This window comes from Actinoplanes sp. NPDC004185 (assembly GCF_053603475.1).
Genome location: NZ_JBSGFR010000009.1, coordinates 181,714 through 207,001 on the forward strand (window position 1 = coordinate 181,714; position 25,288 = coordinate 207,001).

The 25,288-nt window shown below is 72.7% G+C and carries 19 protein-coding genes and 1 pseudogene; 13 read left to right on the top strand and 7 right to left on the bottom strand.

Features of this window, described 5'->3' with window-relative positions; translation table 11 throughout:
* The first annotated feature begins 102 nt into the window (after positions 1-102).
* The 5 genes from ACWEOZ_RS12130 to ACWEOZ_RS12150 all read left to right on the top strand — a co-directional run bounded on the left by ACWEOZ_RS12130 (position 103) and on the right by ACWEOZ_RS12150 (position 6,835).
* Positions 103-258 carry a DUF4177 domain-containing protein gene (locus tag ACWEOZ_RS12130; RefSeq protein WP_212987823.1) on the top strand — a complete coding sequence of 52 codons (156 nt, stop codon included), beginning with the start codon at positions 103-105 and terminating at the stop codon, positions 256-258.
* Entirely contained in the window at positions 255-740 is a 486-nt protein-coding gene (locus ACWEOZ_RS12135) for a RidA family protein (protein WP_451910753.1), read from the top strand. Before ACWEOZ_RS12130 ends, ACWEOZ_RS12135 begins: the two co-directional genes overlap by 4 nt.
* A gap of 95 nt (positions 741-835) precedes the next feature.
* Positions 836-1,648, top strand: coding sequence for an MBL fold metallo-hydrolase (locus ACWEOZ_RS12140; protein WP_451910754.1), 813 nt, complete (start codon positions 836-838; stop codon positions 1,646-1,648).
* Positions 1,645-5,289 carry an adenylate/guanylate cyclase domain-containing protein gene (locus ACWEOZ_RS12145; RefSeq protein ID WP_451910755.1) on the top strand — a complete coding sequence of 1,215 codons (3,645 nt, stop codon included), beginning with the start codon at positions 1,645-1,647 and terminating at the stop codon, positions 5,287-5,289. The genes ACWEOZ_RS12140 and ACWEOZ_RS12145 overlap by 4 nt, the downstream gene beginning before the upstream one ends.
* Positions 5,290-5,320: 31 nt before the next feature.
* The gene (locus ACWEOZ_RS12150) at positions 5,321-6,835 is read left to right on the top strand and encodes a serine/threonine-protein kinase (RefSeq protein ID WP_451910756.1); all 1,515 of its coding nucleotides are present in this window, start codon (positions 5,321-5,323) and stop codon (positions 6,833-6,835) included.
* 6 nt (positions 6,836-6,841) lie between these two features.
* Here the strand turns inward: ACWEOZ_RS12150 and ACWEOZ_RS12155 are convergent, their stop codons facing one another.
* The 3 genes from ACWEOZ_RS12155 to ACWEOZ_RS12165 form a co-directional block, all read right to left on the bottom strand.
* Positions 6,842-8,848: an ATP-binding protein gene (locus ACWEOZ_RS12155; protein WP_360546159.1), complete on the bottom strand. Its 2,007-nt coding sequence runs from the start codon at positions 8,846-8,848 to the stop codon at positions 6,842-6,844.
* A gap of 20 nt (positions 8,849-8,868) precedes the next feature.
* Entirely contained in the window at positions 8,869-10,320 is a 1,452-nt protein-coding gene (locus tag ACWEOZ_RS12160) for a carboxyl transferase domain-containing protein (protein WP_451910757.1), read from the bottom strand.
* 224 nt (positions 10,321-10,544) lie between these two features.
* Entirely contained in the window at positions 10,545-11,222 is a 678-nt protein-coding gene (locus ACWEOZ_RS12165) for a Crp/Fnr family transcriptional regulator (protein WP_203768799.1), read from the bottom strand.
* Positions 11,223-11,424: 202 nt separating this feature from the next.
* Here ACWEOZ_RS12165 and ACWEOZ_RS12170 point away from each other — a divergent pair, with 202 nt between their 5' ends.
* The 6 genes and pseudogenes from ACWEOZ_RS12170 (at position 11,425) to ACWEOZ_RS12195 (ending at position 16,974) form a co-directional block, all read left to right on the top strand.
* Entirely contained in the window at positions 11,425-12,618 is a 1,194-nt protein-coding gene (locus ACWEOZ_RS12170; RefSeq protein ID WP_451910758.1) for a CapA family protein, read from the top strand.
* Positions 12,619-12,705: 87 nt separating this feature from the next.
* The gene (gene nth, locus ACWEOZ_RS12175; protein ID WP_451910772.1) at positions 12,706-13,503 is read left to right on the top strand and encodes an endonuclease III; all 798 of its coding nucleotides are present in this window, start codon (positions 12,706-12,708) and stop codon (positions 13,501-13,503) included.
* Positions 13,504-13,763: 260 nt separating this feature from the next.
* On the top strand, positions 13,764-14,192 hold the full coding sequence (locus ACWEOZ_RS12180; RefSeq protein WP_451910759.1) for a TlpA disulfide reductase family protein: 429 nt from the start codon (positions 13,764-13,766) through the stop codon (positions 14,190-14,192).
* Positions 14,189-14,872 (top strand): NUDIX hydrolase, encoded by a 684-nt coding sequence (locus ACWEOZ_RS12185; RefSeq protein WP_451910760.1) that lies wholly within the window; start codon positions 14,189-14,191, stop codon positions 14,870-14,872. The genes ACWEOZ_RS12180 and ACWEOZ_RS12185 overlap by 4 nt, the downstream gene beginning before the upstream one ends.
* A gap of 22 nt (positions 14,873-14,894) precedes the next feature.
* Entirely contained in the window at positions 14,895-16,073 is a 1,179-nt protein-coding gene (locus ACWEOZ_RS12190; protein WP_451910761.1) for a MarP family serine protease, read from the top strand.
* Positions 16,074-16,111: 38 nt separating this feature from the next.
* A pseudogene (locus ACWEOZ_RS12195) lies at positions 16,112-16,974 on the top strand (IS5 family transposase).
* A 15-nt stretch (positions 16,975-16,989) separates the two neighbouring features.
* Here ACWEOZ_RS12195 and ACWEOZ_RS12200 read toward each other — a convergent pair.
* On the bottom strand, positions 16,990-17,607 hold the full coding sequence (locus ACWEOZ_RS12200; protein WP_451910762.1) for a GyrI-like domain-containing protein: 618 nt from the start codon (positions 17,605-17,607) through the stop codon (positions 16,990-16,992).
* Positions 17,594-18,136, bottom strand: coding sequence for a PadR family transcriptional regulator (locus tag ACWEOZ_RS12205; RefSeq protein ID WP_451910763.1), 543 nt, complete (start codon positions 18,134-18,136; stop codon positions 17,594-17,596). The genes ACWEOZ_RS12200 and ACWEOZ_RS12205 overlap by 14 nt, the downstream gene beginning before the upstream one ends.
* A gap of 40 nt (positions 18,137-18,176) precedes the next feature.
* Between ACWEOZ_RS12205 and ACWEOZ_RS12210 the strand changes: the two genes are divergently transcribed.
* Positions 18,177-18,557, top strand: a complete 381-nt coding sequence (locus ACWEOZ_RS12210; RefSeq protein WP_451910764.1) for a hypothetical protein — start codon at positions 18,177-18,179, stop codon at positions 18,555-18,557.
* 11 nt (positions 18,558-18,568) lie between these two features.
* Here the strand turns inward: ACWEOZ_RS12210 and mycP are convergent, their stop codons facing one another.
* Together mycP and eccCa are read right to left on the bottom strand one after the other, a co-directional pair.
* Entirely contained in the window at positions 18,569-19,861 is a 1,293-nt protein-coding gene (gene mycP, locus ACWEOZ_RS12215) for a type VII secretion-associated serine protease mycosin (RefSeq protein WP_451910765.1), read from the bottom strand.
* Between the two features lie 211 nt (positions 19,862-20,072).
* Positions 20,073-24,050 carry a type VII secretion protein EccCa gene (eccCa, locus tag ACWEOZ_RS12220; protein ID WP_451910766.1) on the bottom strand — a complete coding sequence of 1,326 codons (3,978 nt, stop codon included), beginning with the start codon at positions 24,048-24,050 and terminating at the stop codon, positions 20,073-20,075.
* Between the two features lie 260 nt (positions 24,051-24,310).
* On the opposite strand from eccCa, the gene eccD reads away from it, so the two are divergent.
* Positions 24,311-25,288, top strand: a 978-nt coding sequence (gene eccD, locus ACWEOZ_RS12225; protein WP_451910767.1) for a type VII secretion integral membrane protein EccD, incomplete at its 3' end; no start/stop codon positions are given.

The following is a 25,288-nucleotide window of genomic DNA, read 5'->3' on the forward strand; positions in this document are numbered from 1 at the left end:
CCGGACAGCCGCGAGGCAGCTCCGGCCGCCTGGCTAGGCTGTCGCCGTCGCCGGGCAGCCGCCCGGAGCGGCCCGTACGAGTGACAGGGAGCTGGACGAGCAATGCAGAAGTGGGAGTACGTGACCGTGCCGCTGCTGGTCCACGCGACCAAGCAGATCCTCGACAACTGGGGTGACGACGGCTGGGAGCTGGTACAGGTCGTTCCCGGGCCGAACTCGGAGCAGCTCATCGCGTACATGAAGCGGGCCAAGTCGTGACCACGCCGGTGACGGGGGACGGCGGGGCCGACGCGTACGCCCGCCTCGCGGAGCTGGGGCTGACGCTGCCGTCGGTCGTGCCGCCGCTCGCGTCGTACGTGCCGGCCGTGCAGTCCGGCAACTATGTCTACGTCTCCGGGCAGCTTCCGATGGTGGACGGCAAGCTGCCGTACGTCGGCAAGGTCGGCGCGGAAGTGACCGTCGAGCAGGGCACCGAGCTGGCCCGCTACTGCGCGCTGAACGCCCTCGCGGCGATCGACGCGCTGGTCGGCCTGGGCCGGCTCGTCAAGATCGTCAAGCTGACCGGCTTCGTGGCGTCGGCCGAGGGCTTCACCGGCCAGCCCGCCGTGGTCAACGGTGCCTCGAACCTCTTCGGTGACGTGCTGGGTGAGATGGGCCGGCACGCCCGCAGCGCCGTCGGCGTCTCCGAGCTGCCGCTGGGCGCGCCGGTCGAGGTCGAGGTCATCGCCGAGATCTCCTGACCCCCTCACCACGTGTGGTTTTGCCGCCGCGTCGTGACCGCCGGTGACCGGATCGCACATCCGGTCCCCGGACGGTCAGCGCAGCGCGACGTACGATGCGGGGCATGGGGGCGGCCGAGATCGTGGATCTGCCGGGGTGGGTGACGCTGCTGCGTGCACCCAACGCCGGGCCGATGACGCTGGACGGCACCAACACCTGGGTGCTGCGTGCCCCGGGGGCCGAGCACGGGATCGTCATCGATCCCGGCCCGCTCGACGAGGGACATCTGGCCCGGATCGCCGGACACGGACCGTTCCTGTTCATTCTTGTCACTCACGGTCATCACGACCATGTGGAGGGCGCTGCGCGCCTGTCCGAGCTCCTGGGCGGCACGCACGTGCTGGCGGCCGATCCGAAGCACGGTGTGCTCGCCGGGCCGCTGGGCCGCGACGAGCAGCTCGGCGGCGACGGCCTGGAGATCCGGGTGCTCGACACGCCCGGGCACACCCGTGACTCGGTCAGCTTCCTGGTCGAGTGCGGCGACGAGCGGGCCGTCTTCACCGGCGACACCATCCTGGGGCGGGGCACGACCGTGGTGGCCTGGCCGGACGGCGACCTGGGGGCGTACCTGACGAGTCTGGAGCGGCTGGCGGCGTACGAGGGTGTGCTGATGCTCCCCGGGCACGGGCCGGCGCGCCCCGACTGCGCCGCGGTGGCCCGGGCCTATCTGGCCCACCGGCAGGAGCGGCTCGGCCAGGTCCGGGCCGCGATCGCGGCCGGGGCGGACTCGGCCGAGGCGATCGTCGACGTCGTCTACCCCGACATCGCACGAGGAGTCCGTTTCGCGGCCATTTGGTCGGCGCGCGCACAACTCGAATACCTGAGGCGGGAATCACAGCGCGCCCCGGAACAGTTGGACCCGCTGTGACCTGTCCTGTGTGTGGAACCGTCGCCGTTCCCGGTGCCCGTTTCTGCCACAACTGCGGTGCCGCCCTGCCCGCCGCGGCCACGCTGCCGGCGGCGGAGCGGCGGATCGTCACCGTGCTCTTCGGCGACCTCTCCGACTTCACGTCCTGGTCCGAGGACCTGGACCCGGAGCGTGTGGGCGCGGTGACCGACCGTGTGCTGGCTGCGCTGGCCGGTGCGGTCAAGACCTTCGGCGGGCATGTCGACAAGCTCACCGGTGACGGCATCATGGCGGTCTTCGGCGCGCCGGTCGCGCACGAGGACGACGCCGAGCGTGCGGTCCGGGCCGCCCTGAGCATGCAGCGGGCGGTCCGTCGCGTGCTGGACGACGAGCGCGGCGGTGGCGCACCCCTGGGCCTGCGCGTCGGGCTCAACACCGGCGAGGTGGTCGCCGGCATCCAGGCCTCGATCGAGTACACGGTCATCGGCGACACGGTGAACACGGCAGCCCGGCTGGCCGACGCCGCGGCGGTGGGTGCGGTCTACGCGGGGTCACGCACCTCGGCCGGCACCCGGCACGTCGCCTCCTGGCGGCAGCTGCGGGCGCTGCGGCTGAAGGGCAAGCGCGAGCCGGTGCCGGCGTACGAGCTGCTCGGTCTGCACGACGCGCCCGGCACCCGGTCGGGTCTCGGCGACGAGGCCCCGTTCGTGGGCCGCGAGACCGAGCTGGGCCGGGTCGCCGGCCGGCTCGCCGAGGTCATCGACTCCGGCACGCCCCGGGTGATGGTCATGACGGCCGAGGCCGGCATCGGCAAGACCCGGTTCGCGGGCGAGGTCAAGCGGCTGGCGGCCGGGTACGACGTCGGCGCGGGCCGCTTCGCCACCCACACCGGCGCCCGGGTGCTGCGGGCGCGCTGCCGGGCGTTCGGTGAGCGCCGCCGCTTCGCGCCGCTGGCCGACCTGGTGCGCAAGTCCGTCGGCCTGCCCAAGGACGTGGCCGCGACGATGAACCGCACGGTGGTCGAGGAGCGGCTGCGCAAGCTCGTGGCCCGGCTCAGCCGCGACGGCGAGCCACCCGACCTCGACATCGACCGCCTGCTGGCCCTGCTCGGCTACGGCGAGGCCCCGGCCAACCCGGTCCGCCCGGCCGCCGTGGCGGAATATCAGCCCACCGGGGGCGCCCGCCCGGAGACCGAGACCATCCCGATCGCGGTCGCCGGCCTGCTCAGTGCCCTGGCCCGGGAGACGCCGCTGGTCGTCATCGTCGATGACCTGCACGACGCGACCGCCGAGACGATCGACGCGCTCGGCGCCGTGCTGTCGCGCCTCGAAGGGCCGGTCGTGCTGCTGCTGCTCGGCCGGCCGGAGCTGGTCCGGACCGCCGGGGCGCTGACCCGGCTGGCCGACGCCGAGATCCACACCCTGCCGCCGCTGCGCGGCGCGGACGCGTCCCGGCTGCTCACCTCCTATCTCAACGGCGGCAAACTGGCCCAGGCCGACGCCGACCGGCTGCTCGCCACCGCCCAGGGCAACCCGTTCTACCTGGCCGAGCTGGTCACGCTGCTGATGGAACGCGGCGCGCTGATGCCCGCCGTCGGCGCCAACGCCGCCGGCAAGTGGCAGCTCGCCGACGGATCGATGGGCAGCCAGCTGCTCTCCCGCGACCTCGCGGCGGTGCTCGCCGCCCGCATCGACGCGCTGCCGACCGAGCCGCGCTCGGTCCTGCGCGACGCCGCCGTCGTCGGCGACACGGTGCCCACCGGCGTCATCGAGGCCCTGCGGGAGCGCCGCGCGCCCGCCGACGCCCGGCCGGGTGCGGTGGCGGCCGTCGAGCTCGAACGGGCCATCGACGAGCTGCTGCAACGGCGCATGCTGCACCGGGTCCGCGGTGGATACGCGTTCAGCACGCCGCTGATGCGCGAGGCCGCGTACGCCGGGCTCGGCAAGGCCGACCTGGCCGACCGGCATGCGTACCTGGCCCGGTGGGCCGCGCCCGAGACCGTGACGGCGCTGGGTTACGACGGGGCCAGCCGGCTCAGCCTCGGCGAGAACGAGCGGGACGCCTTCGTGGCCACCCACGCCGAGTGCGCGGTCGAGCTGGCCGACGCGGTCCGGCTGCGCCCCGACGCGACCGCCCGCGACGTGGCCCCGCTGGGGGTGGCCGCCCTGGGCCGGATGGCCCGCCGAGCCCTGGCCAACATCGAACCGGCCGCGTCGATCGCGTACGCGGAACGGGCCGCCGCCATCGCCAAGGACGGCCTGCCGCTCTCCGACCAGCTGGTGCACGCCCGGGCCCTGCTGCGCCTGGGACGCGCCAACGAGGCCCTGACCTACGGCGAGAAGATCGCCGGCAGCGCCGACGAGGAGCCGGTGTGCCGGGCCGAGGCGTTGCTGGTCGTCGGCCGGGCGCAGGAGGCGCTGGGCGACACGTCCCGGGCCGTCGCGGCCTGGCAGCAGGCGCTGGACGTGGCGACCGAGGCCGAGCTGGCCCCGGAACGCGCCAACGCGATGCGCCGGCTGGGCATGGCCGACTTCCTGGCCGGCAAGCTGAGCCAGGCGAGCAGCCGGTTCGCGGCCGCGTACCAGGTCACGCTCACCGCGGGGGACCGGCACGGGCAGGCCTGGGCGCTGCAGAACCTGGCCTGGGTGACCACCACCCGCGGTGACTTCGCGGGTACGGACGCGGTGCTCGGCCGGGCGGCCCGCCTCTTCGCCGAGTTGGGTGACCCGGTGGGCCGATCCTGGCTGCGCGGCACCACGGCGTTCGCCCGGCTGCTGGCCGGACGCCTGCACGAGTCGCGCCGGCTGGCCCGGATCTTCCTGCCGTTCGGTGACCGGGTCGGCGAGGGCTGGGCGGTCGGCACCCTGCGGGCGGTCGAGGCGTACGCCGCAGCCGAGCTCGGTGACCTGGCCGAGGCGGACGGCGAGGCGCGCCGGGCGTACCGGGACTTCGCCGCGGTCTCCGACGACTGGGGACGCGGGCTCGCCCTGGTCGTCCGGGGCGCCATAGCGCGTGGCCTCAACGAGCCCGAGCACGCCGAGGACCTGCTCACCGACGCGCTGGAGTACGCGGACAGGACCGGTCACCCGCTGCTGCTCGGCATGGCCGGCACCCTGCGCGGCTTCGTGGCGCTGCAACGCGGTGACGTGGAGGCCGCCGAGGCGGACGCGCGCCGGGTGATGACCGCGGTCGAGCCGCACAACCCCTTGGCGCCGGCGCAGGTCGGGCCGCGGGTGCTGCTCGCCGAGGCGCGGTTGCGGGCCGGTGACGCGGCCACCGCGGTCGGGCTGCTCGCCCCGATCGCCAGTGACACCGGCGGCTCGCTGCTCTTCTCCCGCCGGCACGCTCTGGCCTCGTACGCGTCCGCTCTGCTGGCCGACGGTCACGTCGAGGCGGCAGCGACCTGGATCCGGCGCGCCCGCGAGGTGCCGGCCGAGGATGTCCGCAGCGGAGTGGTCGCCGCGATGGTGCTGGCCCGGGTGCACGCGGCAGCCGGATCGCTGGACCTCGCGCGGGCGGCGGCCGAGGAGGCTGTGCTGCTCGCGTACTCCTCGGAACAGGTCAGTGAACGGGTCGCGGCGGAGGAATTGAGGGATGCTCTGGCCCATTCCATCGTGGAACCGCCGGAATCTGTCGCGTACGCGTCTGACGTGCCGGGATGAAGCCGGCGCCCGGTCGCGTATTTTCTAACCCGTGACCGACAACCCGCCTGGCCGCCTTCCCGCGCCGTACGTGCCTGGCATGTCCGGGTTGACGGTTATGGCACGAGGTGGGTACGCCACCGTCTACCGGGCGACGCAGGATTCCGTCGGCCGTGAAGTCGCCATCAAGGTCGAGAACAGGACGCTGGACAACGCCCGGGATCAGGCCCGTTTCCTGCGCGAGGCCAAAGCGGCCGGGCGGATGTCGTCGCACCCGCACGTCGTGGACCTCTTCGACGTCGGGGTGACCGTCGACCAGCACCCGTACCTGATCATGGAACTGTGCGACGGGTCGTACCTGGACCGGATGCGGGTCTCCCCGCTGACCGCCGCCGAGGCCCGCGACCTGGGCGTGAAGATCGCCGACGCGCTGGTGCACTCGCACGCCAACGGGGTGCTGCACCGCGACGTCAAGCCGGCCAACATCCTGTACTCGCATTTCAACCCGGCCGTGCTCGCCGACTTCGGGCTGGCCGTGCTGGGCGAGATGCGCGACTCGTCGGTCACCCTCGAGGTGCTCACCCCGGCGTACGCCCCGCCCGAGATGTTCTCGCACGCCGAGCCGTCCGGGGCGGTCGACGTGTACGCGCTCTGCGCCACTCTCTATGCCGTGATGCGCGGCCGCCCGCCGCGCTGGGAGTCCGACCGCAGCCCCAGCCTGATCACGCTGATGGACATGTTCAACCAGCCCGTCCCCGACCTGCCGGGCGTGCCCCGCGCGCTCACCGAGATCCTGCGGTACGGCATGGCGAACGAACCCCGGGCCCGCCCCACCGCGGAGCAGCTGCGCGAGATGCTCGGCGGCGTGCACCTCGGTCAGACCGGCCACCAGGCCCCGCCGACGGTCTACCGCGCGTCGACGTTCCAGCCGCCGCAGCAGCAGCCGATGCCCCGCAACCCGCGGCCCGTGCCGCCGGTGTCACCCACCCGGGAGGTGCACGGCGCCGACGAGACGCCGACCGTGCACACCGAGGGCCGCAAGCGGGCCAAGCGCAAGTGGCTCTTCGGTGGCTTCGGCGTGTTGATGCTGGTCGCGACCTCGCTGGGCGGCGCCTGGCTGGCGTCCGCGCACGGCCCGAAGGTGCGGTCGTTCGCCACCCGGCTGGCCGCGCCGGCGACCTCCACGGTGCCCGTGGCGCTGTCCCGGCTCCCCGGCTGCGCCGCTCCCACCGCGCACTGTCCCGCACAGGTGGAGTGCTACACGCGGCGGGCCGACGACGGCCGGACCGCCCGCAAGGTCTCGTGCACCCGGCCGCACAGCTGGGAGGTCTTCGCGATCGGGCGGCTGCCGTCCGGAGTGGAGCCCCGGGACCGGGACGCGGTCACCACCGACCCGATCGTGCGCAAGGTGTGCAGCACGGCCACCTTCCGGCGCACGACGACCCGTACCGACAGCACCGAGTGGGCGTTGTCGGTGCTGCCGCCGACCAGCGCCGACCGTACTTTCCGCTGCCTGGCCGGCCAGGGCCGGGACCAGCTCCGCGGGCCGGTGCTGGCCCGCGGCTGAGTCTCCTTACTCAGGGTCCAGCACGGCCAGCAGCTCGCCGGTGTCGACCTCAGCGCCCGGCTGCACCGGCAGTGAGGCGACCACGCCGGCCGACGGTGCGTGCACCGGGTGCTCCAGCTTCATCGCCTCCAGCGTCAGCAGCAGCTCACCGGCGCGCACCCGCTGACCCGGGACCACCAGGACCCGGCGGACCGCACCGGGCAGCGGGGCGATCAGCGAGCCCTCGGTGGTCTCCGGGGCCGGCAGCGGGAAGCGGGACAGCTCGCGCAGCGTCACCGAGCCTTCCGGGCTGTCCACGTAGGAGATGTCGCCGACCCGGTGCACCTTGAGGCTGAGCCGGATGCCGTTGACGTCCAGGTCCACCCGGCCGCCGTCGGCGTGCACCACCACCGTGGGCGGGTGGTCGTCGAGCGTCGGAGCCTGGCCCAGCCCCGCCAGGTCCAGCTCCTCCGGGTCCACCGCGCGGACCCACCAGCCGGCCAGCTCGCCGTGCCGGTTCATCCGGTAGCCGACCTCCACCGGGCCGGCCGGACCGTCGTAGACGGCGGTCTGGGAGCCGGACGGGACGTTGCGCCAGCCCGACGGCAGCGACTGCAGCACCGGGGCCGTCGCCCGCCGGGCCGCGGCACCGGCCAGCGCGGCGGCCAGGCACGAGATGCGGACGGCGTCCACCGAGGACAACAGCGGGGCGAAGACCTCCGGGTGCCGATCCAGGAAGCCGGTGTCCACGTCACCCACCCGGAACGCCTGGTGCCGCAGGACGCGGACCAGCAGGTCACGGTTGGCGACCACGCCGTGCAACTGGGTCCGGGTCAGCGCCGACGCCAGCATCCGCGCCGCCTCCTGCCGGGTCGGTGCCCAGGCGACGAGCTTCGCGAGGGTCGAGTCGTGGTGCACGCCGACGACGGTGCCGTCCATCACGCCGGCGTCCAGGCGCAGGCCGGGCTGGGGCAGCGGGCGGAACGAACCGGCCACGTCCGGTACGGCGAAACGGTGCAGCGTGCCGGAGGCGGGCAGCCACGCGTACGCGGGGTCCTCGGCGCAGATGCGTACCTCGATGGCGTGCCCGCGGATCGGCGGCGGGCCGGGCATCGGCAGGCTGCCACCCTCGGCCACCAGCAGTTGCAGGCGGACCAGGTCGTACCCGGACACGCACTCGGTGACCGCGTGCTCGACCTGCAGGGTGGGGGTCAGCTCCAGGAACCAGAAGTCGCCGTGCTCGTCCAGCAGGAACTCCACGGCGCCGGCGCCCACGAAGCCGATGGCCCGTACCGCGATGATCGCGGCCCGGCACAGCTCCTCCCGCAGCGCCGGATCGACCGCCGGGGACGGGGTCTCCTCGATGATCTTCTGGTAGCGCCGCTGCACCGAGCACTCGCGCTCGCCGAACGGCACCACAGCCCCGTGCGCGTCCGCGATGATCGGTACCTCGATGTGCCGGACGTTCTCCACGTACGGCTCGCAGAAGACCGTGTCGCCGGTCTCCTGACGGGTCGAGGAGATCGCCTCGGCCAGCGTCACCGGGTCGCGGACCACCCGCATGCCCTGCCCGCCGTGGCCGGTCGCCGGCTTGATCAGCACCGGGAAGTCGGTGATCTCGGCCGGGTCGGTCAGCGTCGGCAGCACCGGCACGCCGGCCTCGGCGACCATGGCCTTCGTCTCGATCTTGTGCTGCACCGTGCCCAGCGTCTTGGCGGGCGGGCCGACCCAGATCATCCCGGCGTCCGCGACCTCGGCGGCGAACCCCGGGTCCTCGGCCAGCCGGCCGTCACCCGGATGGATGGCGTTGACCCCGGCCCGCTTGGCCGCGGCGATGATCAGATCACCCCGCAGGTACGTCGACTCCGCGGTGTTGCCGGACAGGTGGACGGCGTAGTCGGCCTCGGTGACGTGCGGCGCGTCGGCATCGGCATCGGAGTAGACGGCGACCGTCTCGATGCCGACCAGGCGGCAGGTGGCGAATACCCGGCGGGCGATCTCGCCACGGTTGGCCACCAGAAGACGTCGGATCACTGGTCTACCTTTCAGGGACTTCAGGGTCGGAAGACGCCGACGTGCTCGGCGCCCTCGACAGCCGCGCTGTGCACGGCGGACAGGCAGAGGCCGAGCACCGTACGGGTGTCGCGCGGATCGATGACGCCGTCGTCGGGCAGCTTCCCGAGCGGGGGTAAACCCTCCGCGGGCCGTTCCACCGGCCAGCTGAACAGGAACCGGGGTTCGTAGGCCCGGCCGTAGATGCCGCCGGCCTCCTCGGCGGGCCGGGCGCCGATCATCAGGGTCAGGTGCGGCACGGTCGACTTGGCCACGGCGTGCACCAGCGGGGCACCGTGCCGCACGTCCGCGGCCTCGTGGGCCTCGGCGGCCGGCGCGCCGGTGTACTGCACGAACAGCAGGGAGGTGGCCGTCGCGTTGGCGAGCTGGATGAAGTGCACGGCCTTCTGCGTCTCGGCCGGCGAGAACGCCCCGCCCAGGTTGGCCAGCACGCCGATCGGGTAGCCGTGCAGCTCGCCCCAGCCGGTGACCAGCGCGGTGCCCTGGGTCGGCTTGAACTCGTCGAAGTCGCTGCCGTCGAGGATCCGGGCCAGCACCTCACGGGGTTCGAACACGGTCGCCGGGTCGGCGCCGGCCATGCTCAGCAGGTCCTCGGCGTCGTACTTGGGCGGGTTCGGCGGGAAGCAGCGCGGCGCTGGGCCGCGCTTGCGCCAGTTGAACCGCCGGACGCACTGACGGGCCAGGCGCAGCCCGTCGCGCTCGTCCTCGGCCAGCTGGTCGGCCGGGCCGGTCACCCCGGCCGGAACCGTGGGGGCGCTGCGCACCTCGGGCGCGGGCCGGCCGTTGGCGCCGGCCGCGCGGACCGGCTGCGGGTGGATGGTGAGCATCTTGGCGTGCCCGCGCACCATGATCGTGTAGTCGGAGAGGGCGGGCAGGTAGGCCGCGTCGCCGGTGGTCGCGCCGAAGACCACGCAGACCGTCGGGACCCGGTCCGCGGTGAGCTGGCTCAGGTCACGGGCGATCGCCCCGCCCGGCGGCGGGCCCGCCGGGGCGGCCGCGCCCGTGGACTCCACGAGATTGACCAGCGGCAGGCGGTTGACCGAGGCGATCCGGGCGGCGCGCCGGATCTTCTCCACCGTGTACGGGTTGACGGCACCCCCGTCCACCGTCGGGTCGTTGGCGATGACCACGCACTCGACGCCCTCGACCACGCCGATGCCGGTCACCACGCTGGCCCCGATCGGGAACTCCGAGCCCCAGGCCGCCACCGGGGACAACTCCAGGAACGGGCTGTCCTGGTCGAGCAGCATCTCGACCCGCTCGCGGGGCAGCAGCTTGCCGCGCGCGTGGTGCCGGGTCACCCACTTCTCGCCGCCGCCCGCGCGGGCCGCCTCCAGCGCCGCCTCGAGCTCCGCCAGCCGCTCCAGCATCGCGCTACGGCTCTGCAGGTAGGCCGGGTTGCGCGGGTCGATCGCGGTCTCGAGCACGGTCACGGGATCACCTCTGCCCTGCCCTGCGCTGCACGCCCGCCACCATCTTCAAAACCCCGCGCCTCTCACCCGTGTAGTGCCTCTCGACCACCTCCGTAACGAGCGGCCGACCGGGTGCGACACGGATCATGAGAGGGCGGCTTTGTCCCCTGATCAGGTGGGTGGACACGCCGTCGAGGGGCCGCCCATCAGGACGGCCCCTCGTCGTGCTCGTGGTGCTCTGCCGGTCAGACCCGCGCGCGGCGGGCGAGCCTTTCCGGATCCAGGATGATGACGCTCTTGCCGTCGAGCCGCAGCCAGGCGCGGGAGGCGAAATCCGCCAGCGCCTTGTTGACCGTCTCCCGGGAGGCGCCGACGAGCTGCGCCAGCTCCTCCTGGGTGAGGTCGTGCGTCACGCGCAGCACGCCACCGTCGCGGGTGCCGAAGCGGCCCGCCATCTGCAGCAGGTTCTTCGCCACCCGGCCGGGCACGTCGGTGAAGATCAGGTCGGCCAGTGCGTCGTTCGTCCGGCGCAGCCTGCGGGCGAGCACCCGCAGCAGCTGCTCGGCGATCTCCGGCCGGTTGTTCAGCCACGGGCGCAGCGACGACTTCTTGAGCCGGGCCAGGCGCGTGTCGGTCACCGCGGTGGCCGTGGCCGTCCGCGGACCGGGGTCGAACAACGACAGCTCACCGAGCATGTCCGACGGACCCATGATCGAGACGAGGTTCTGCCGGCCGTCCGCTGCCCGGCGACCAAGCTTGATCTTGCCGGAGAGAACGATGTAAAGGCTGTCACCCGCCTCGCCCTCATTGAAGACGATGTCGCCCTTGCGGACCTCGATCGTCTCCATCTCCTTGGCGAGTGCCTCGGCAGCCTCCGGGTCAACGCCCTGGAAGATCCCGCTGCGAGCCAGTACCTCATCCATCGCTGTACCTCCGAATACGCGCTTCGCCGCGCTCGATCAGTCTAGGCGCACGCGGGCCGTAAACGGGCGGGCACCCCTCGATCCAGATCTCGCAGCGTAACCGGTCGTGCCCCGACGTCGAAAGAATCGTCGCTCTCGGTGAGCAAGGACCGGCCGTTCGACGGTCGACCCCGCTGGTCGGCCGACGGTATCGTCCTCGTCGATGAATTCCCACCCCCCACCGCGCCGCCCGGGCCTGTTCGGCCGCCCCGCTCTCACGATCACCCTCGCTGTCGCCGTGCTCGTGGGCGCCGGCCTCGGTGGCGTGGCCCTCGCCGATCGGGGATCCGACACTGCCGCCCCGGTCTGGAAGGCGCCGCCCGCCTCCGCCGCTGCTCCGGCCTCGGCCCCGCCGGGAAAGCAGGAGACGGAGTCGACCCAGGTCGAGGACTCGTTCACCTTCTCGGCGACCGGCGACATCATCATGGGCAGCGCGCCCAACAAGCTGCCCGCCGACAACGGCAAGGGCTTCTTCGACTCGGTCCAGGAGGGCCTGAAGTCGGATCTGGTGATGGGCAACCTCGAACAGCCGCTCACCGGCGACACCGGCTCGTCCAAGTGCGGCACCCCGCCCCGGGCCAACTGCTTCGCCTTCCGCTCCCCGCCGGCGTACGCCGAGCACCTGGTCGACGCCGGCTTCGAGCTGATGAACACGGCGAACAACCACTCCAAGGACTTCGGCGCGCAGGGCTACAAGAACACGGTCCAGGCGCTGGAGAAGGCCGGGCTCAAGCACACCGGGGCCGAGGGCCAGATCACCGTCGTGGAGGTCAAGGGGATCAAGGTCGCGGTGGTCGGCTTCTCCCCGTACGCGGGTGCGAACAACCTCAACGACCTCGGCGCCGCCCGCACGGTGATCGAGGAGGCCGACGGGCAGGCCGACGTCGTCGTGGTGCAGGTGCACATGGGCGCCGAGGGCTCCGGCATGGGTCACGTGAAACCGGGCAACGAGCTGTTCTTCGGCGAGAACAGGGGCGACCCGATCAAGTTCTCCAAGGCGGTCATCGACGCGGGCGCGGACGTCGTCGTCGGGCACGGGCCGCACGTGCTGCGCGGCATGCAGTTCTACAAGGGCAAGCTGATCGCGTACAGCCTGGGCAACTTCGCCGGCGGCGGAAAGACGCTCAGCAGCGACGGCGTCCTCAAGTACGGCGGCATCCTGCACGTCACGCTGACCCGTGAGGGTGGGTTCACCGGCGGAAAGTTCCTCTCGACGTACCTGGACAGCACCGGCAAGCCCGTCCGGGACAGCAAGAAGGAGCACGGCCTGGCCCGGGTCCGGGAACTCTCGGCGGACGACTTCGGTGACTCCGCCGCGACCATCGGTGAGGACGGATCCATCGCGGCGCCCCGGTGACGGGTATGTGACCCGGGGCGGTCGTGGGTGCGACGTACTCTTGCTCGCGTGAGTCGTCCCGTCGTTGCCGCCACCGCAGGTGCGGCCGTGCTCGCCCGGTCGGTCAAACGCTTCGCGGGGGAGACCCCGATCGGGCGTAAACGCCGGGCCCGCAAGATGGCCAGACTGCTGGCGGAGACCCACCCCGACGCGCACTGCGAGCTCGACTTCAGCACCCCGCTGGAGCTGGCGGTCGCCACCATCCTGTCGGCGCAGTGCACCGACAAGAAGGTCAACGAGGTCACCCCGACAGTCTTCGCCAAATACCGCTCGGCGGCCGACTATGCCGCCGCCGACCGCGCCGAGCTCGAGGTGATCCTGCGGCCGACCGGTTTCTTCCGGGCCAAGACCGACTCGCTGATCAAGCTCGGTCAGGCGCTGCTCGAACGCCACGACGGTGAGCTGCCGGGCCGGCTGGACCAGCTCGTGGCGCTGCCGGGCATCGGCCGCAAGACGGCGAACGTGATCCTGGGCAACGCCTTCGACGTTCCGGGCATCACGGTCGACACCCACTTCCGCCGCCTGGTCAACCGCTTCGGCTGGGTCCACGAGGAGGACCCGGTCAAGATCGAGTTCCTGGTGGCGGACCTGATCGAGAAGCGCGACTGGACGATGCTGTCGCACCGGATCATCTTCCACGGGCGCCGCGTGTGCCACGCCCGTAAGCCCGCCTGCGGGGCGTGCACCCTGGCCACGATGTGCCCGTCGTACGGCACCGGCCCGACCGAGGCGGCCCCGGCGGCGAAGCTGCTCAAGGGCCCGCGCGCGAAGGAGCTGGCGGTCCAGGCGGGCGTCGACCCCGACCTGGTGCCGGACACGGCCGTCCTGACGCCGGAGGCCCCGTGAGCCGAGTCCGGGGCGGACCGGGGCTGGCGCGGTGGCTGACGCCACCCCTGGCGCTGCTACTCGCCGCGTGCACGGCCACCGAGGTGCCGCCACCGTCACCCGCCGAGGACGCGGCGTCTCCCTTCACCGACTGCGCTGCGCTCACCGCACCCCTGGCTCCGCCCTCCCCGGCGTCGCTCACCTCCGCGGCGCCGCCTTCTGCAGCCCCGCCTTCCGCGGCGGCACCTTCCGCGGCTCCGCTGTCCTCTGCGGGCCCAGCGGTGGCTGTCGCTGATCTTCCGGATGTCTCGCTGCCGTGCTTCACCGGCGGCCGTCCGGTCCGGCTCACCGCCCTGCGCGGGCCCGCGGTGATCAACCTCTGGGGCTCGTGGTGCGGGCCGTGCCGGGAGGAGCTGCCCGTCATGCAGGCGCTCTCCGATGCCACCGCCGACCGGCTGCGGGTGATCGGCGTCGACACCCGGGACTCGCGGGACGCCGGGGCGTCGTTCGCCGCCGGCCAGGGCGTCTCCTTCCCGACCCTGTTCGACCCCGACCAGCAGCTGCTCACCGCGCTGGGCAAGGTCGCCCTGCCGGTCACCGTGTTCATCGCCGCCGACGGCAGCCGCGAGCTCTACACCGGCAAGGCCCTCGACAAGCCCACCCTCGGCGCTCTCGTGCGGACCCACACCGGCGTGACGGTGACCGGGTGAGCGGGCGTCCGGACGGCCTCCCCGACTGGTGGGAGCCGCTGCTGACTCGCGTCGGCTCTGCCCGTACCGAAGATTTCACCGCCTTGCGCGCACCGGCCGACGGCGGCCGGGCCAGCGCGGTCCTCGTACTGCTCGGTGAGCAACAGCCGGGCGAGCCCGATCTGCTGGTGCTGCAGCGGGCCGCCACCATGCGCAACCACGCCGGGCAGGCGGCCTTCCCCGGCGGCGCGGCCGACCCCACCGACGCCGACCCGGCGGCCACCGCCCTGCGTGAGGCCAACGAGGAGGTCGGGCTCGACCCGGCCAGCGCGACCGTGCTGGCCACCCTGCCGGAGCTCTACATCCCGGTCAGCCGGTTCGTGGTCACCCCGGTGCTGGCCTGGTGGCACGCCCCGCACCCGGTGCACGTGCGGCAGCCCGCCGAGGTCGCGCACGTGGCCCGGCTGCCCGTCGCCGAGCTGGTCGACCCGGCCAACCGGATCCGGGTGCGCCACCCGAGCGGCTGGGTGGGCCCGGCGTTCCAGGTGCGCGGCATGCTGGTCTGGGGTTTCACCGCCGGGGTCGTCTCGGCCCTGCTGGACATGGCCGGCTGGACCCGGCCGTGGCAGCCCGGCCGGCTCATGGAAATGCCCGACACCCCGGTCGCCGTGCCGGCCGCCTCCGACGAGGTGGTCTCGTGACCGTCACTTCTACTCTGAGCGAGTGCTTGTGGTCGATGGAATCCTGATCCTGCTCATGCTGGTCTTCGCGATCAGCGGCTACCGGCAGGGTTTCGTCATCGGTGCGCTGTCCTTCGGCGGGTTCTTCAGCGGTGTGCTGATCGGCCTGCAGGTGGGTCCGCTGATCGCGAACCAGTTCGCGGACGGCACGGTCCGGCTGGTCGTCTCGCTGGTGTCGATCTTCGCGCTGGCCGTGCTCGGGCAGACCCTGGCGGGCTGGCTGGGCACCCGGCTGCGCCGCTCGATCAGCAGCCCGCCGCTGCAGCGGCTGGACGACGCCGGCGGCGCGGTGGTCTCGCTCGTCGCCGTGCTGCTGGTGGCCTGGCTGATCGCCGTGCCGCTGGGGTCGACGCCGTTCCCGGGGATCAACAAGCAGGTGCGCAGCAGCGCCGTGCTCAACGGCATCAACTCGCTGATGCCGGAGCAGGCCCAGGCACTCTCGGCCGGGCTGCGCGAGTCGCTGAACACCAACGGCTTCCCGGATGTCTTCGGCGGCCTGGCCCGCACCAACGCCCGCGAGGTCGCCGCGCCGGACCCGGCCCTGGCCAAGGCCCCGGTGGTGGTCAACTCCCGCAAGTCGGTGATCAAGGTGCTGGGCACGGCGCCGAGCTGCTCGCGGCGCATCGAGGGCTCGGGCTTCGTGTACGCCGACGAGCGCGTCATGACCAACGCGCACGTGGTCGCCGGCACCCGCAACGTGCAGGTGGAGACGACCAAGGACCGGCTGGACGGCAAGGTCGTGGTCTACGACCCGGAACGCGACCTGGCGGTCATCTACGTGCCGGGGCTCCGGGCGCCGGTGATGCCGTTCGTCAAGAAGCCGGCCGGGACGGGGGCCAACGCGGTCGTGCTGGGCTACCCGCTGGACGGACCGTACGACGCGCAGTCGGCCCGGGTCCGCGAGGTCAGCAACATCACCGGCCCGGACATCTACGACTCGGGCGACGTGACCCGGGAGATCTACACGATCTACGCGAGGGTCCGCAGCGGCAACTCCGGCGGCCCGCTGGTGGCCCCGAACGGCGACGTGCTCGGCGTGATCTTCGCGGCGGCGGCCGACGACCAGACAGTGGGTTTCGCGCTGACGGCGGCGGAGGCCGCTGGCACGGCGAGGCTGGGCGTCGAACGCACCCGCGGCGTCAAGACGGGTGACTGCGCCTAGGGACCGTCTCTCGGATCAGGGTGGCTCGTTGAGTGAGGATGCCGGTTCGTCGATGGATCTCTGATGACATGTGGGCGCAGATCGAGCCGTATCTGCCGGACCGGTCGCCGCAACGCGGCGGCCGGTGGGCTGATCACCGCGAGGTGATCGAAGCGATCGCCTGGAAGTACCGGACGGGCTCACCGTGGCGGGACCTGCCCTCTGAACTCGGGTCCTGGAAGGGCGCCTACTCCCGTTTCCGTAGATGGACCCTCGACGGGACCTGGCAGCGGCTTCTTGCCGCTGTGCAAGCCGACGCCGACGCCGCGGGTGAACTGGATTGGCTGGTCACCGCCGTGGACTCCACCGTGGTCCGCGCGCACCAACACGCCGCTGGGCTCAGGCCGGGAAAAGACACCGCCGCCACGAACCCGCCGACCACGGCCTGGGCCGATCCCGCGGCGGCCTGAGCACCAAGATCCACCTCGCTGTGGAGTCCCGGTGCCGGCCGATGAGCATGCTGGTCACCGCTGGACAGGCCGGTGACGCACCCCAGTTCGAGGCGGTCATGAACGCGATCCGGGTACCCCAAGCCGCCGGCCGGCCCCGGCAACGACCCGGACGGGTCCTCGCCGACAAGGCGTACTCGTCCCGGGCGATCCGCGACTGGCTACGCCGCCGCGGTATCCGCGCGACGATCCCCCAACCATCCGACCAGCAGAACAATCGGTTGCGCCGCGGCAGCGCCGGCGGACGCCCACCTGCGTTCGACAAGCAGCAATACCGGCAGCGCAACGTCGCCGAACGCTGCATCAACCGGCTCAAACAATGGCGCGGCCTGGCCATGCGCACCGACAAACTCGCGGTCCACTACCAAGCCGCGCTCACCCTGGCCGGCATCCTGCTCTGGACCAAACCATGATCCGAGAGACGGTCCCTAGTCGTCGACGGCTGCCACCGGCTGGCGCAGGATCGTGCGGAGCTTCTCCGGGGCCACGCGGCGGGCGTCGCTGAGGTAGATCTCGTGGTGACGGCCGATCGGGCGTAGTCCACGGCTGGGCAGCAGCTGGTCGTGCAGGTGGGCCAGGATCGGGCCCTCGTCGTCGTACGAGCCCACGTGCAGGGTCTGCAGGCAGCGTCCCTCGTCGAGCTCGACGACCCGCAGCCGGCCCTCGGGGTCGCGGTCCTTGGCCCGAGCCTGCTCGATGGCCGTGGCCAGGAGCTGCTCGTCGAGCCAGTCCGGCTGGCGGATCAGCATGCGCCACGACCAGCGGTCCTTCTCGCGGGTCAGGAAGGTCGTCATGTCGTCGGACCACCACAGGCCTTCGAGGGGCATCACGACGTGGTCGCGGTCCAGCTTGCTCTTGCTGAGGAACTTGGCGGCGTAGGACGCGGTGAACAACGCCTCGACGGCCTGCTGATAGCTCTGGGAGCCAGGGCGGCCGCTGCCGTCGACGGCCAGGTAGCGCAGGGCGGGGACGTCCACCTCGGCGTACCGGCCGGTCGGTGCGGCGTAGAGGGTCCGCTGGTCGCGCTTGAGGTCAACTTTGGACATCCGGAGCCTCCAGGGACTCGATGGTGCGCCGGACCCAGTCGCGCTCGGCGTCCAGCATGGTGAGGGCGTAGTCGAACAAGGCGGCGACCGCCGGTGGCGCGCCGGCGGCTTGCTGGTCGCGGTGGGCGGCCAGCCGGTCGGACTCGGCGAGGATCGCGCGGCTGCGGGCGTGCAGGGCCTCGACGGTGGTCACCGGATCGAGCATCGGTGCGTTCGCCAGGCCGATCAGCACCGGTGGGTGCGGCGGGGACAGGGTGGCCAGTGCTCCGCGGGTCGCCTCGGCGGTGAGTTGCCGGCCGGTGCTGGTCGGCGCGTAGACCCGGCGGCGGGGGCTGCCGCCGCTGACCGGGGCGATGAGGCCGTCGGTCTCCAGCTTGCGCAGCAGATAGTAGAGCGAGGAGAAGGCGATGGGGGTCCACTCGCGCATACCGCGGGCGGCGATGACCTGGTCGAGGTCGTAGCCGTGCCGTGGGCGCTCGGCCAACAGGCCCATGACGAGCAGTTCGGCGGGGGTGAGCTCGCGACCCATGCCGTTACTCTAGTGCTGGAGTAAAAGTAGGGTGTCCGGCATGTCGACGCCGCACTCCGCCGAGGTTCTGGCCGCCCTACGCGACTTCGTGGCCCGCCTCGACGCCCCGGATCCGGGGGCGCCGCTGGTCGGTGAGCTGGTGATCGGGCTCGGGGAGGAGACCGAACGGCTGCCGCTGCGGCTGCCGGTGGCCCGGGCGTTGACCGAGGCGCTGCGCGGCTACCACGATCCGCGGGACCGGGGGAGCTGTGCGCACTGCGCGACCGGCCGGCTCGACGACGATTTCGTCTGCCGCGACTGCGGAATCGTGAACGGACTCTTCGGGCAGACGATCGCCGCTTTCGTCGCCGCGGCGCCCCAGGATCCGGAGCCGCGCGGGATAGCGCCCGCCGGACGCCCGGATGGCACGTTGGGCGACTGAAACCCGCCGGGTCAGACGACGCGGGCGAAGCGGCGGAACGTGAGGACCGCTGCCACCACCGACACCATGAACAGCAGGCCCGCCGCTCCCCAGCCGCGCGGGGAGGTCGGGGGTTGCGCATCTCCTGCCCGGGCCGCTGTGCCGTAGGCGCCCGGGACGCGAGCGCCCACCACCGCGTTGTTCGGCGCCGACTGGGCCTGGCCCGAGGCCGGGGCGTTGCCGAAGCCGGCGATGCCCGGTGAGGCGGTCGTGTCCAGCGGGTTGCGCAGCACCGCCGGGACCTCGGCGGTCAGTGCGCCCGTCGGGTCGACCAGGCCGTAGCCGTACTGCCCGTCACGGCCGGCCGGGCCGCGGTCCTTCGCCGTCCTGATGATGCGGTTGACGACCTCGGCCGCCGACATCGTGGGCCAGCGGGAGCGGACCAGCGCCGCGGTGCCGGAGACCATCGGGGCCGCGAAGCTGGTGCCCTGCACCCGCCAGTAGCCGCCCGGGCGGGCGCCGACCAGCTGGGTCGCCGGGGCGGTCACCACCGTCTCCTTGCCCGTGATCGAACCCGACCACAGCACGTCGCCGGCCTTCTCCATGCCCGCGACGGCGATCACGCCGGGCTCGCGGGCCGGATACCAGACGCCGGACGAGGTCGAGGCGCTCGCGTTGCCCGTGCAGGCCACCACGACCACGTCCTTGGCGAAGGCGTAGTCCAGGGCAGCCGCCAGGGCCGGGCTGCTGCCGTTGCCGCCGAGGGACAGGTTGATGACGCGGGCGCCGTGGTCGACGGCCCAGCGCACGCCCTTGGCGACGATCAGCGCGTCGTCGTAGCGGTTCTCGCGGTCCAGGACGCGGACCGGAAGGATCTTGGCTTTGGGGGCGATGCCGACCACGCCGGCTTCGTCGTCGCCGCGGCCGGCGATGATCGCGGAGACCGTAGTGCCGTGACCGACCAGGTCGGTGTCGCCGTCGCCGCCGGGATCGACCAGGTCGAGGCCGGGCAGCACCTGGCCCTGGAGATCCTTGTGGCCGGAGTCGACGCCGGAGTCGATCACGGCGACCGTGACGCCGGCGCCCGACGTGTACGTCCATGCGCCCGCCACGTTCAGCGTCTTGAGATGCCACTGCTCGGCGCGGACCGAGTCGCCCAGCCAGGGCTCCGGCTCGGTCAGCGGGCCGTTGAGCGTGCTGGGGACCGTGGCGGTGGGCTCGATCTCGGCCTTGGCCGCGAGCGCGGGCACGCCGTTGAGGCCGATGCACAGGCCCGCCGCGGTGGTGGCGGCGGCGAGCCGGGCAGTCAGACGTCGGGCGTTCACCAACGGGCACCGCCGCAGGCCCGACGGCGTACGGCATCGTCGCGCCTCGATCGGCGGGACGCACGCGGTGCTTCGCTCACAGCGCTCACTGGCGGCATGACCATTCTGATGATGGACGGTCGATGCTGGGAGATTACTCCGAATCCGCGCGTTGTCGCTGGGGTCTGTCGATGCGGATCGCACCGCAGGTGTGCCGACGCAGGTCGAAGGCTCAGTACGGCGGCAGATGAGACAACTGGATCAAGCGCACTCCCTCACGCCGAGTCATCAGGCGACCACGCCCTGGTGGCATCAGGGTGGGCCGGATCGGACCGATCAGCGCGCCCTCGTCGCTCGGACCGGACATCACCAGTCCCGGCGACGACAGCTCACGCAGCCGCTGGATCACCGGGTCGTACATCGCCCGGCCGGCGCCACCGGCCCGCCGCGTCACGATCAGGTGCAGGCCGACGTCGCGGGCCTGCGGGAGGTACTCCACGATCGGCTGCAGCGGGTTCGTCGGGCCGGACGCGACCAGGTCGTAGTCGTCGACCAGCACGAACAGCTCCGGGCCGGTCCACCAGGACCGCTCGCGCAACTGCTGGGCGGTGACGTCCGGGCCGGGCAGCCGGCGTTCCATGTAACCCGCCACGGATTCCATCAGCTCGAGCGTCTTCGCGGCCTGGATGCCGTAGCCGATCCGGTGGTCGGACTCGGGCAGGTCCATCAGGCTGCGCCGGTAGTCGACCAGGATCAGCCGGGCCTCCTCGGGCCGGAACCGGCGCATCACGGTGGTGGCGAGCGCCCGCAGGAACGACGACTTGCCGCACTCGGCGTCGCCGAAGAGCAGGAAATGCGGGTCACCGGCGAAGTCGATCTCGACGGGCTGCAGATCCGACTCGGCGATGCCGATCGGCAGGCGCAGGCCGGTGGACCGGCCCAGGTCGATGTCCGCGTACGGCAACGACGGCGGCAGCAGCCGCACCCGCGGCGCCACCGGCCCGGTCCAGTTGGTCGCGATCATCTTGACCAGCTCGGCCGTCTCGCCGGCCCCGCTCAGCTCGGGCCGCACGGTCAGCAGGTGCAGGCTCTTGTTCTTGTCCGTGGGGTGCTCGACGAGGCCACGGCCGGCCTTCTCGGGCACGTTGACCGCCGCGCGCCGGTTCACCATCGAGTCGGTCGGGTCGCCCAGGCGCAGCTCGACCCGGGAGCCGAAGAGGTCCCGGATCGCGGGGCGGAAGTCCATCCAGCGCGGGGCGCTCGTGACCACGTGGATGCCGTACGAGAGGCCGCGGGTGGCGATGTCGGTGATGACACCCTCGAGCTCGTCGTAGTCCTTGCGCAGCGTGGTCCAGCCGTCGACCACCAGGAACACGTCGCCGAACGGGTCGGTGTCGGCGCCGTTGTTGAGCCCGGCCTGGGCCGCGCGGCGCCGCCGGTACGACGACATGGAGTCGATGCCCAGCTCGCCGAAGCGGGCCTCGCGCTCGGCCAGCAGCGTGGAGACCTCGCCGACCGTACGCCGCACGCCGACCGAGTCGAGCCGTCCGTAGACGCCGCCGACGTGCGGCAGATCCTTGAGCGTGCCGAGCGAGCCACCACCGAAGTCGAGGCAGTAGACCTGCACCTCGGCCGGGGTGTGGGTCAGCGCGAGCCCGCAGATGAGCGAGCGCAGCGCGGTGGACTTCCCGGACTGGGCGCCGCCGACGACGGCCACGTGCCCGGCGCTGCCGCTGAGCTGCAGCCACATGACGTCGCGCAGCTGCTCGCGCGGCTTGTCGATCAGCGCGATCGGCACCTGCAGGGCGCCGTGCAGCTCGGGGTTGGCGAAGGCCAGACCGCGGACCGGGTCGACGGTCACCGGGCCGAGCAGCTCGTCCAGGGCGGCCGACTGGTTCAGCGGCGGCAGCCACACCTGGTGGGCCGGCGGGCCCTGCCCGTTGAGCCGGGCCACCATGACGTCGAGCAGGCTCTCGCCGGCCGGCGTCTCCTCGGGCACGGGCTTGGCCGGCTTGACCGGCTTGGGCGCGGGCACGTAATGGGTCGAGTAGGACAGCACCTGCGGCGCCGAGCCGTCGCGGGTCGCGCCGGGACCGCCGCTGCCGGCCTTGCGGAACGCCCCGGACACGTACGCGGCCTTGAACCGCACCAGCGGCTCCGTGCCGAACTTGAGGTAGCCGTGGCCGGGCGAGCGCGGCAGCTCGTACGCGTCCGGCACGCCGAGCACGGCCCGCGACTCCAGCGCCGAGAAGGTCCGCAGACCGATCCGGTACGACAAGTGGGTGTCGAGGCCGCGCAGCCGGCCCTCTTCGAGCCGCTGGCTGGCCAGCAGCAGGTGCACGCCGAGCGAGCGGCCCAGTCGTCCGATCTGGACGAAGAGGTCGATGAAGTCCGGCTTGGCGGAGAGCAGCTCGGAGAACTCGTCACAGATGACCAGCAGTGACGGCAGCGGAGACAGCGCCGCGCCGCCGGCCCGGGCCTTCTCGTAGTCGCGCAGGCTGGCGAAGTTGCCCGCCTTGCGCAGCAGCTCCTGGCGCCGGAGCAGCTCGCCGTCGATCGCGTCCACCATGCGGTCGACCAGCGGCAGCTCGTCGGCCAGGTTGGTGATCACGGCGGCGGTGTGCGGCAGCCGGTCCAGCGAGGAGAAGGTCGCGCCGCCCTTGAAGTCGACGAGCACGAAGTTCAGCGTCTCGGAGGAGTGCGTGGCGGCCAGCGCCAGCACCAGCGTGCGCAGCAGCTCCGACTTGCCCGAGCCGGTGGCCCCGATGAGCAGGCCGTGCGGGCCCATGCCGTCCTGCGCGGACTCCTTGAGGTCCAGCTCGATGGCGCCGCCGTCGGCGCCGAGGCCGATCGGCACCCGCAGCTTGTCCCGGTTGGGCCGGGGCAGCCAGGCCTGGGCGACGCTGAACGAGTCCGGGTCGCCGAGGTTGAGCAGCTCGGCCAGGCCCATCTCGGCGGCCATCGGGGTGTCGGTGGAACGCGACATGGCGGCCAGGCGCAACGGGGCCAGCCGGCGGGCGACGGCCTCGGCCTCCTCCTCGCTGAGCCGGTCCGGCGTGCCGACGTCCGCGGCGTGATCCATCGCGTACGTGTGCAGCTCGTGCCGGCCGCTGCCCGGCTTGACCTCCAGCACCAGCAGCGAGCGGTCCAGCAGCCGGGGCGGCACGTCGTCGAGGTCCAGCACCGTGACGCCGTCGATGCCGTCGTCGAGCTGGGTCGCGCCCTTGAGGTCGGCCCCGTCGAGCACGATCACCACGTGCGGGCCGTTGCCGCTGCTGCCGGCCGGGTTGAACCGCGGCCGGTTGCCGATCACGTCCTCGAGCAGCTTCTCCAGGTCGGGACCGGCGCTGGCGACGAGCCGGACCTGACCGAGCCGGTCGGTGCGCGACGGGTGCAGGTTGTGCGGCAGCCACTTGACCCATTCCCACATCGCGCGGCGCTCGGGACCGGCGCAGACGGCGATGATCAGGTCGTCCGGGGCGTGGAAGACCGCGAGCTGGGCCAGCACGGCCCGGGTCAGGGCGCGCGCGTCGGCCTCGCCGGTGGGACCCTGCCCGCGCATGAAGACCCGGGCGAAGCCGCGCAGCGAGACCGCCACCGGCAGGTCCGGGACCACCGAGTACGCGTCCAGGAACCGGCGCAGGGCGCCGGCGGTCATCGGCTCGAGATCCTCCAGCGGCCGGGTGACCGGCGGGATCAGCGGCGTGGCCAGGGTCTGCGGGCCGACGGCGAGCCGCACGACACCGAAGTCGGGGTCGGCCGAGCGGCGCTCCCAGACCCGGTGGCTCTCGGCGGTCGACCAGAGCTGCTGCGGGTCGGGGTGGCGGTAGAACAGGCCGATGCGCTGCTTGCTCGCGGTGTCGCGCACGCGCCGGCGCAGGCCGGACAAGTGCCGCAGATACTCCCGGCGGGCGGCCATCATCTCGGCCTTCTTGGGCCCGCCGCTGCCGCCGAAGGAGGTGGCCAGCATGGCCAGCGACGAGACGCCGAACAGGCCGCCGACCACATAGGAGAACGCGCCGCCGCCACCGCGGCCCATCATCATGGCCATCGCGACCGAGCCACCGAGCATCGGCAGCACCATCATCGCCTGGGTCCAGCGGCCGCCGACGGCCTGCGGAATCTCGGGCGGCGGATCGACGGCGAGCTCGCCGGTCGGGATCTCCGGCGCCGGCCGCCGGGCAGCCCGCTTGATCACCACCGTGCTCATACCGAGAGTGTCCCTTTCATCCGCAACCACCCGCCTTGCGCACATCATCCACTTTGGCGGGTGGTGGCTGTGCCCCGTCCGCGGGACCAGCGACCGGTCACCGCGCAGGGCTCATGGTAGGTAAAGTCCCCACCGTTCCGCAGCCTCCTCACCATCGATGGGAATAACGGCATGACCGCCTGCACCGAGCGCCGCCCGCAGGCCGCGGGCGACGGCCGCGACCGCGAGGGCCAGAAGGGCATGCGAAAGGTGGCGCTGCCATGAGTGTCGGCTTGGCCCGAGTCACGATCAGCGCGCCCCAACGGCGGGTGGACGTGGCGCTGCCCGAGCACGTACCGCTGGCCGAGCTGCTGCCCGAGGTTCTCCGGCATGCCGGTGAGGGCTTGGCCGACGACGGTGAGAAGCACGGCGGCTGGCTGCTGCGCCGCACCGACGGCGTCGCGCTGGCGACCGCCCAGGGCCTGTTCCCGCAGGGTGTGCGCGACGGCGAGGTGCTGCACCTGGTGCCGGCCCGGGACAACTGGCCCGAGCTGGAGTACGACGACGTCGTCGAGGCGATCGCCGAGGGCGCCCGGCGCCGCGGCACGATCTGGTCGCCGGCCTCGACCCGCACGGCCACCCTGGCCGGCTGCGCGGTGCTGCTGGCCATCGGCCTGCTCGCGGTACTCGCGGCCGGGCCGGCCTGGGGCGGCGCGGCCTTCTTCGGGCTCGGCGTCGGTCTGCTGCTCGCGCTGGCCGGCATCACCGCCTCCCGGGCGTACGGGGACGCGCGCGCCGGTGCGGTCCTCGGTGGCTGCGCGCTGCCGTACGCGTTCGTCGGCGGCGCCGTGCTGATCGCCTCCGGTGACCCAGTCGGTGTCTTCGCGCTGCTGTCCTGGGTCGGCGGCCCGGAGCTGCTGACCGGCTCGGTGGCGTTGCTGCTGGTCGCTGCCCTGGGCGCGGTCGGCGTGGCCGCGTCCCTTCGGGTCTTCACCGCCGGCATCATGATCGGCCTGTTCGGGGCGCTGACCGCCCTCGTCGCGCTGCTCACCTCGGCCGCCGGCGCCGCGGCGATCCTGCTCTCCGCGCTGGTCTGCGGCATCGGCGCGCTGCCGCTGCTGGCCATCCGGCTGGGCAAGATGCCGACCCCGCCGGTGACTCTGCCCACCGGCAGCGAGGCGGAGCAGAGCTTCACCGGCGCCCCGGCCCAGAGCTCGGCGATGGACGCGGCGCGGGAGCGGCCGGACCGGGCCCGGGTC

What these genes read in the sequence shown, in the direction of transcription:
- ACWEOZ_RS12165 (WP_203768799.1), bottom strand. Translation starts at nt 11,222, where the DNA reads ATGGATGAGGTACTGGCTCGCAGCGGGATCTTCCAGGGCGTTGACCCG.
- ACWEOZ_RS12170 (WP_451910758.1), top strand. Translation starts at nt 11,425, where the DNA reads ATGAATTCCCACCCCCCACCGCGCCGCCCGGGCCTGTTCGGCCGCCCC.
- ACWEOZ_RS12200 (WP_451910762.1), bottom strand. Translation starts at nt 17,607, where the DNA reads ATGTCCAAAGTTGACCTCAAGCGCGACCAGCGGACCCTCTACGCCGCA.
- ACWEOZ_RS12205 (WP_451910763.1), bottom strand. Translation starts at nt 18,136, where the DNA reads ATGGGTCGCGAGCTCACCCCCGCCGAACTGCTCGTCATGGGCCTGTTG.
- ACWEOZ_RS12130 (WP_212987823.1), top strand. Translation starts at nt 103, where the DNA reads ATGCAGAAGTGGGAGTACGTGACCGTGCCGCTGCTGGTCCACGCGACC.
- ACWEOZ_RS12140 (WP_451910754.1), top strand. Translation starts at nt 836, where the DNA reads ATGCGGGGCATGGGGGCGGCCGAGATCGTGGATCTGCCGGGGTGGGTG.
- ACWEOZ_RS12210 (WP_451910764.1), top strand. Translation starts at nt 18,177, where the DNA reads ATGTCGACGCCGCACTCCGCCGAGGTTCTGGCCGCCCTACGCGACTTC.
- eccCa (WP_451910766.1), bottom strand. Translation starts at nt 24,050, where the DNA reads ATGAGCACGGTGGTGATCAAGCGGGCTGCCCGGCGGCCGGCGCCGGAG.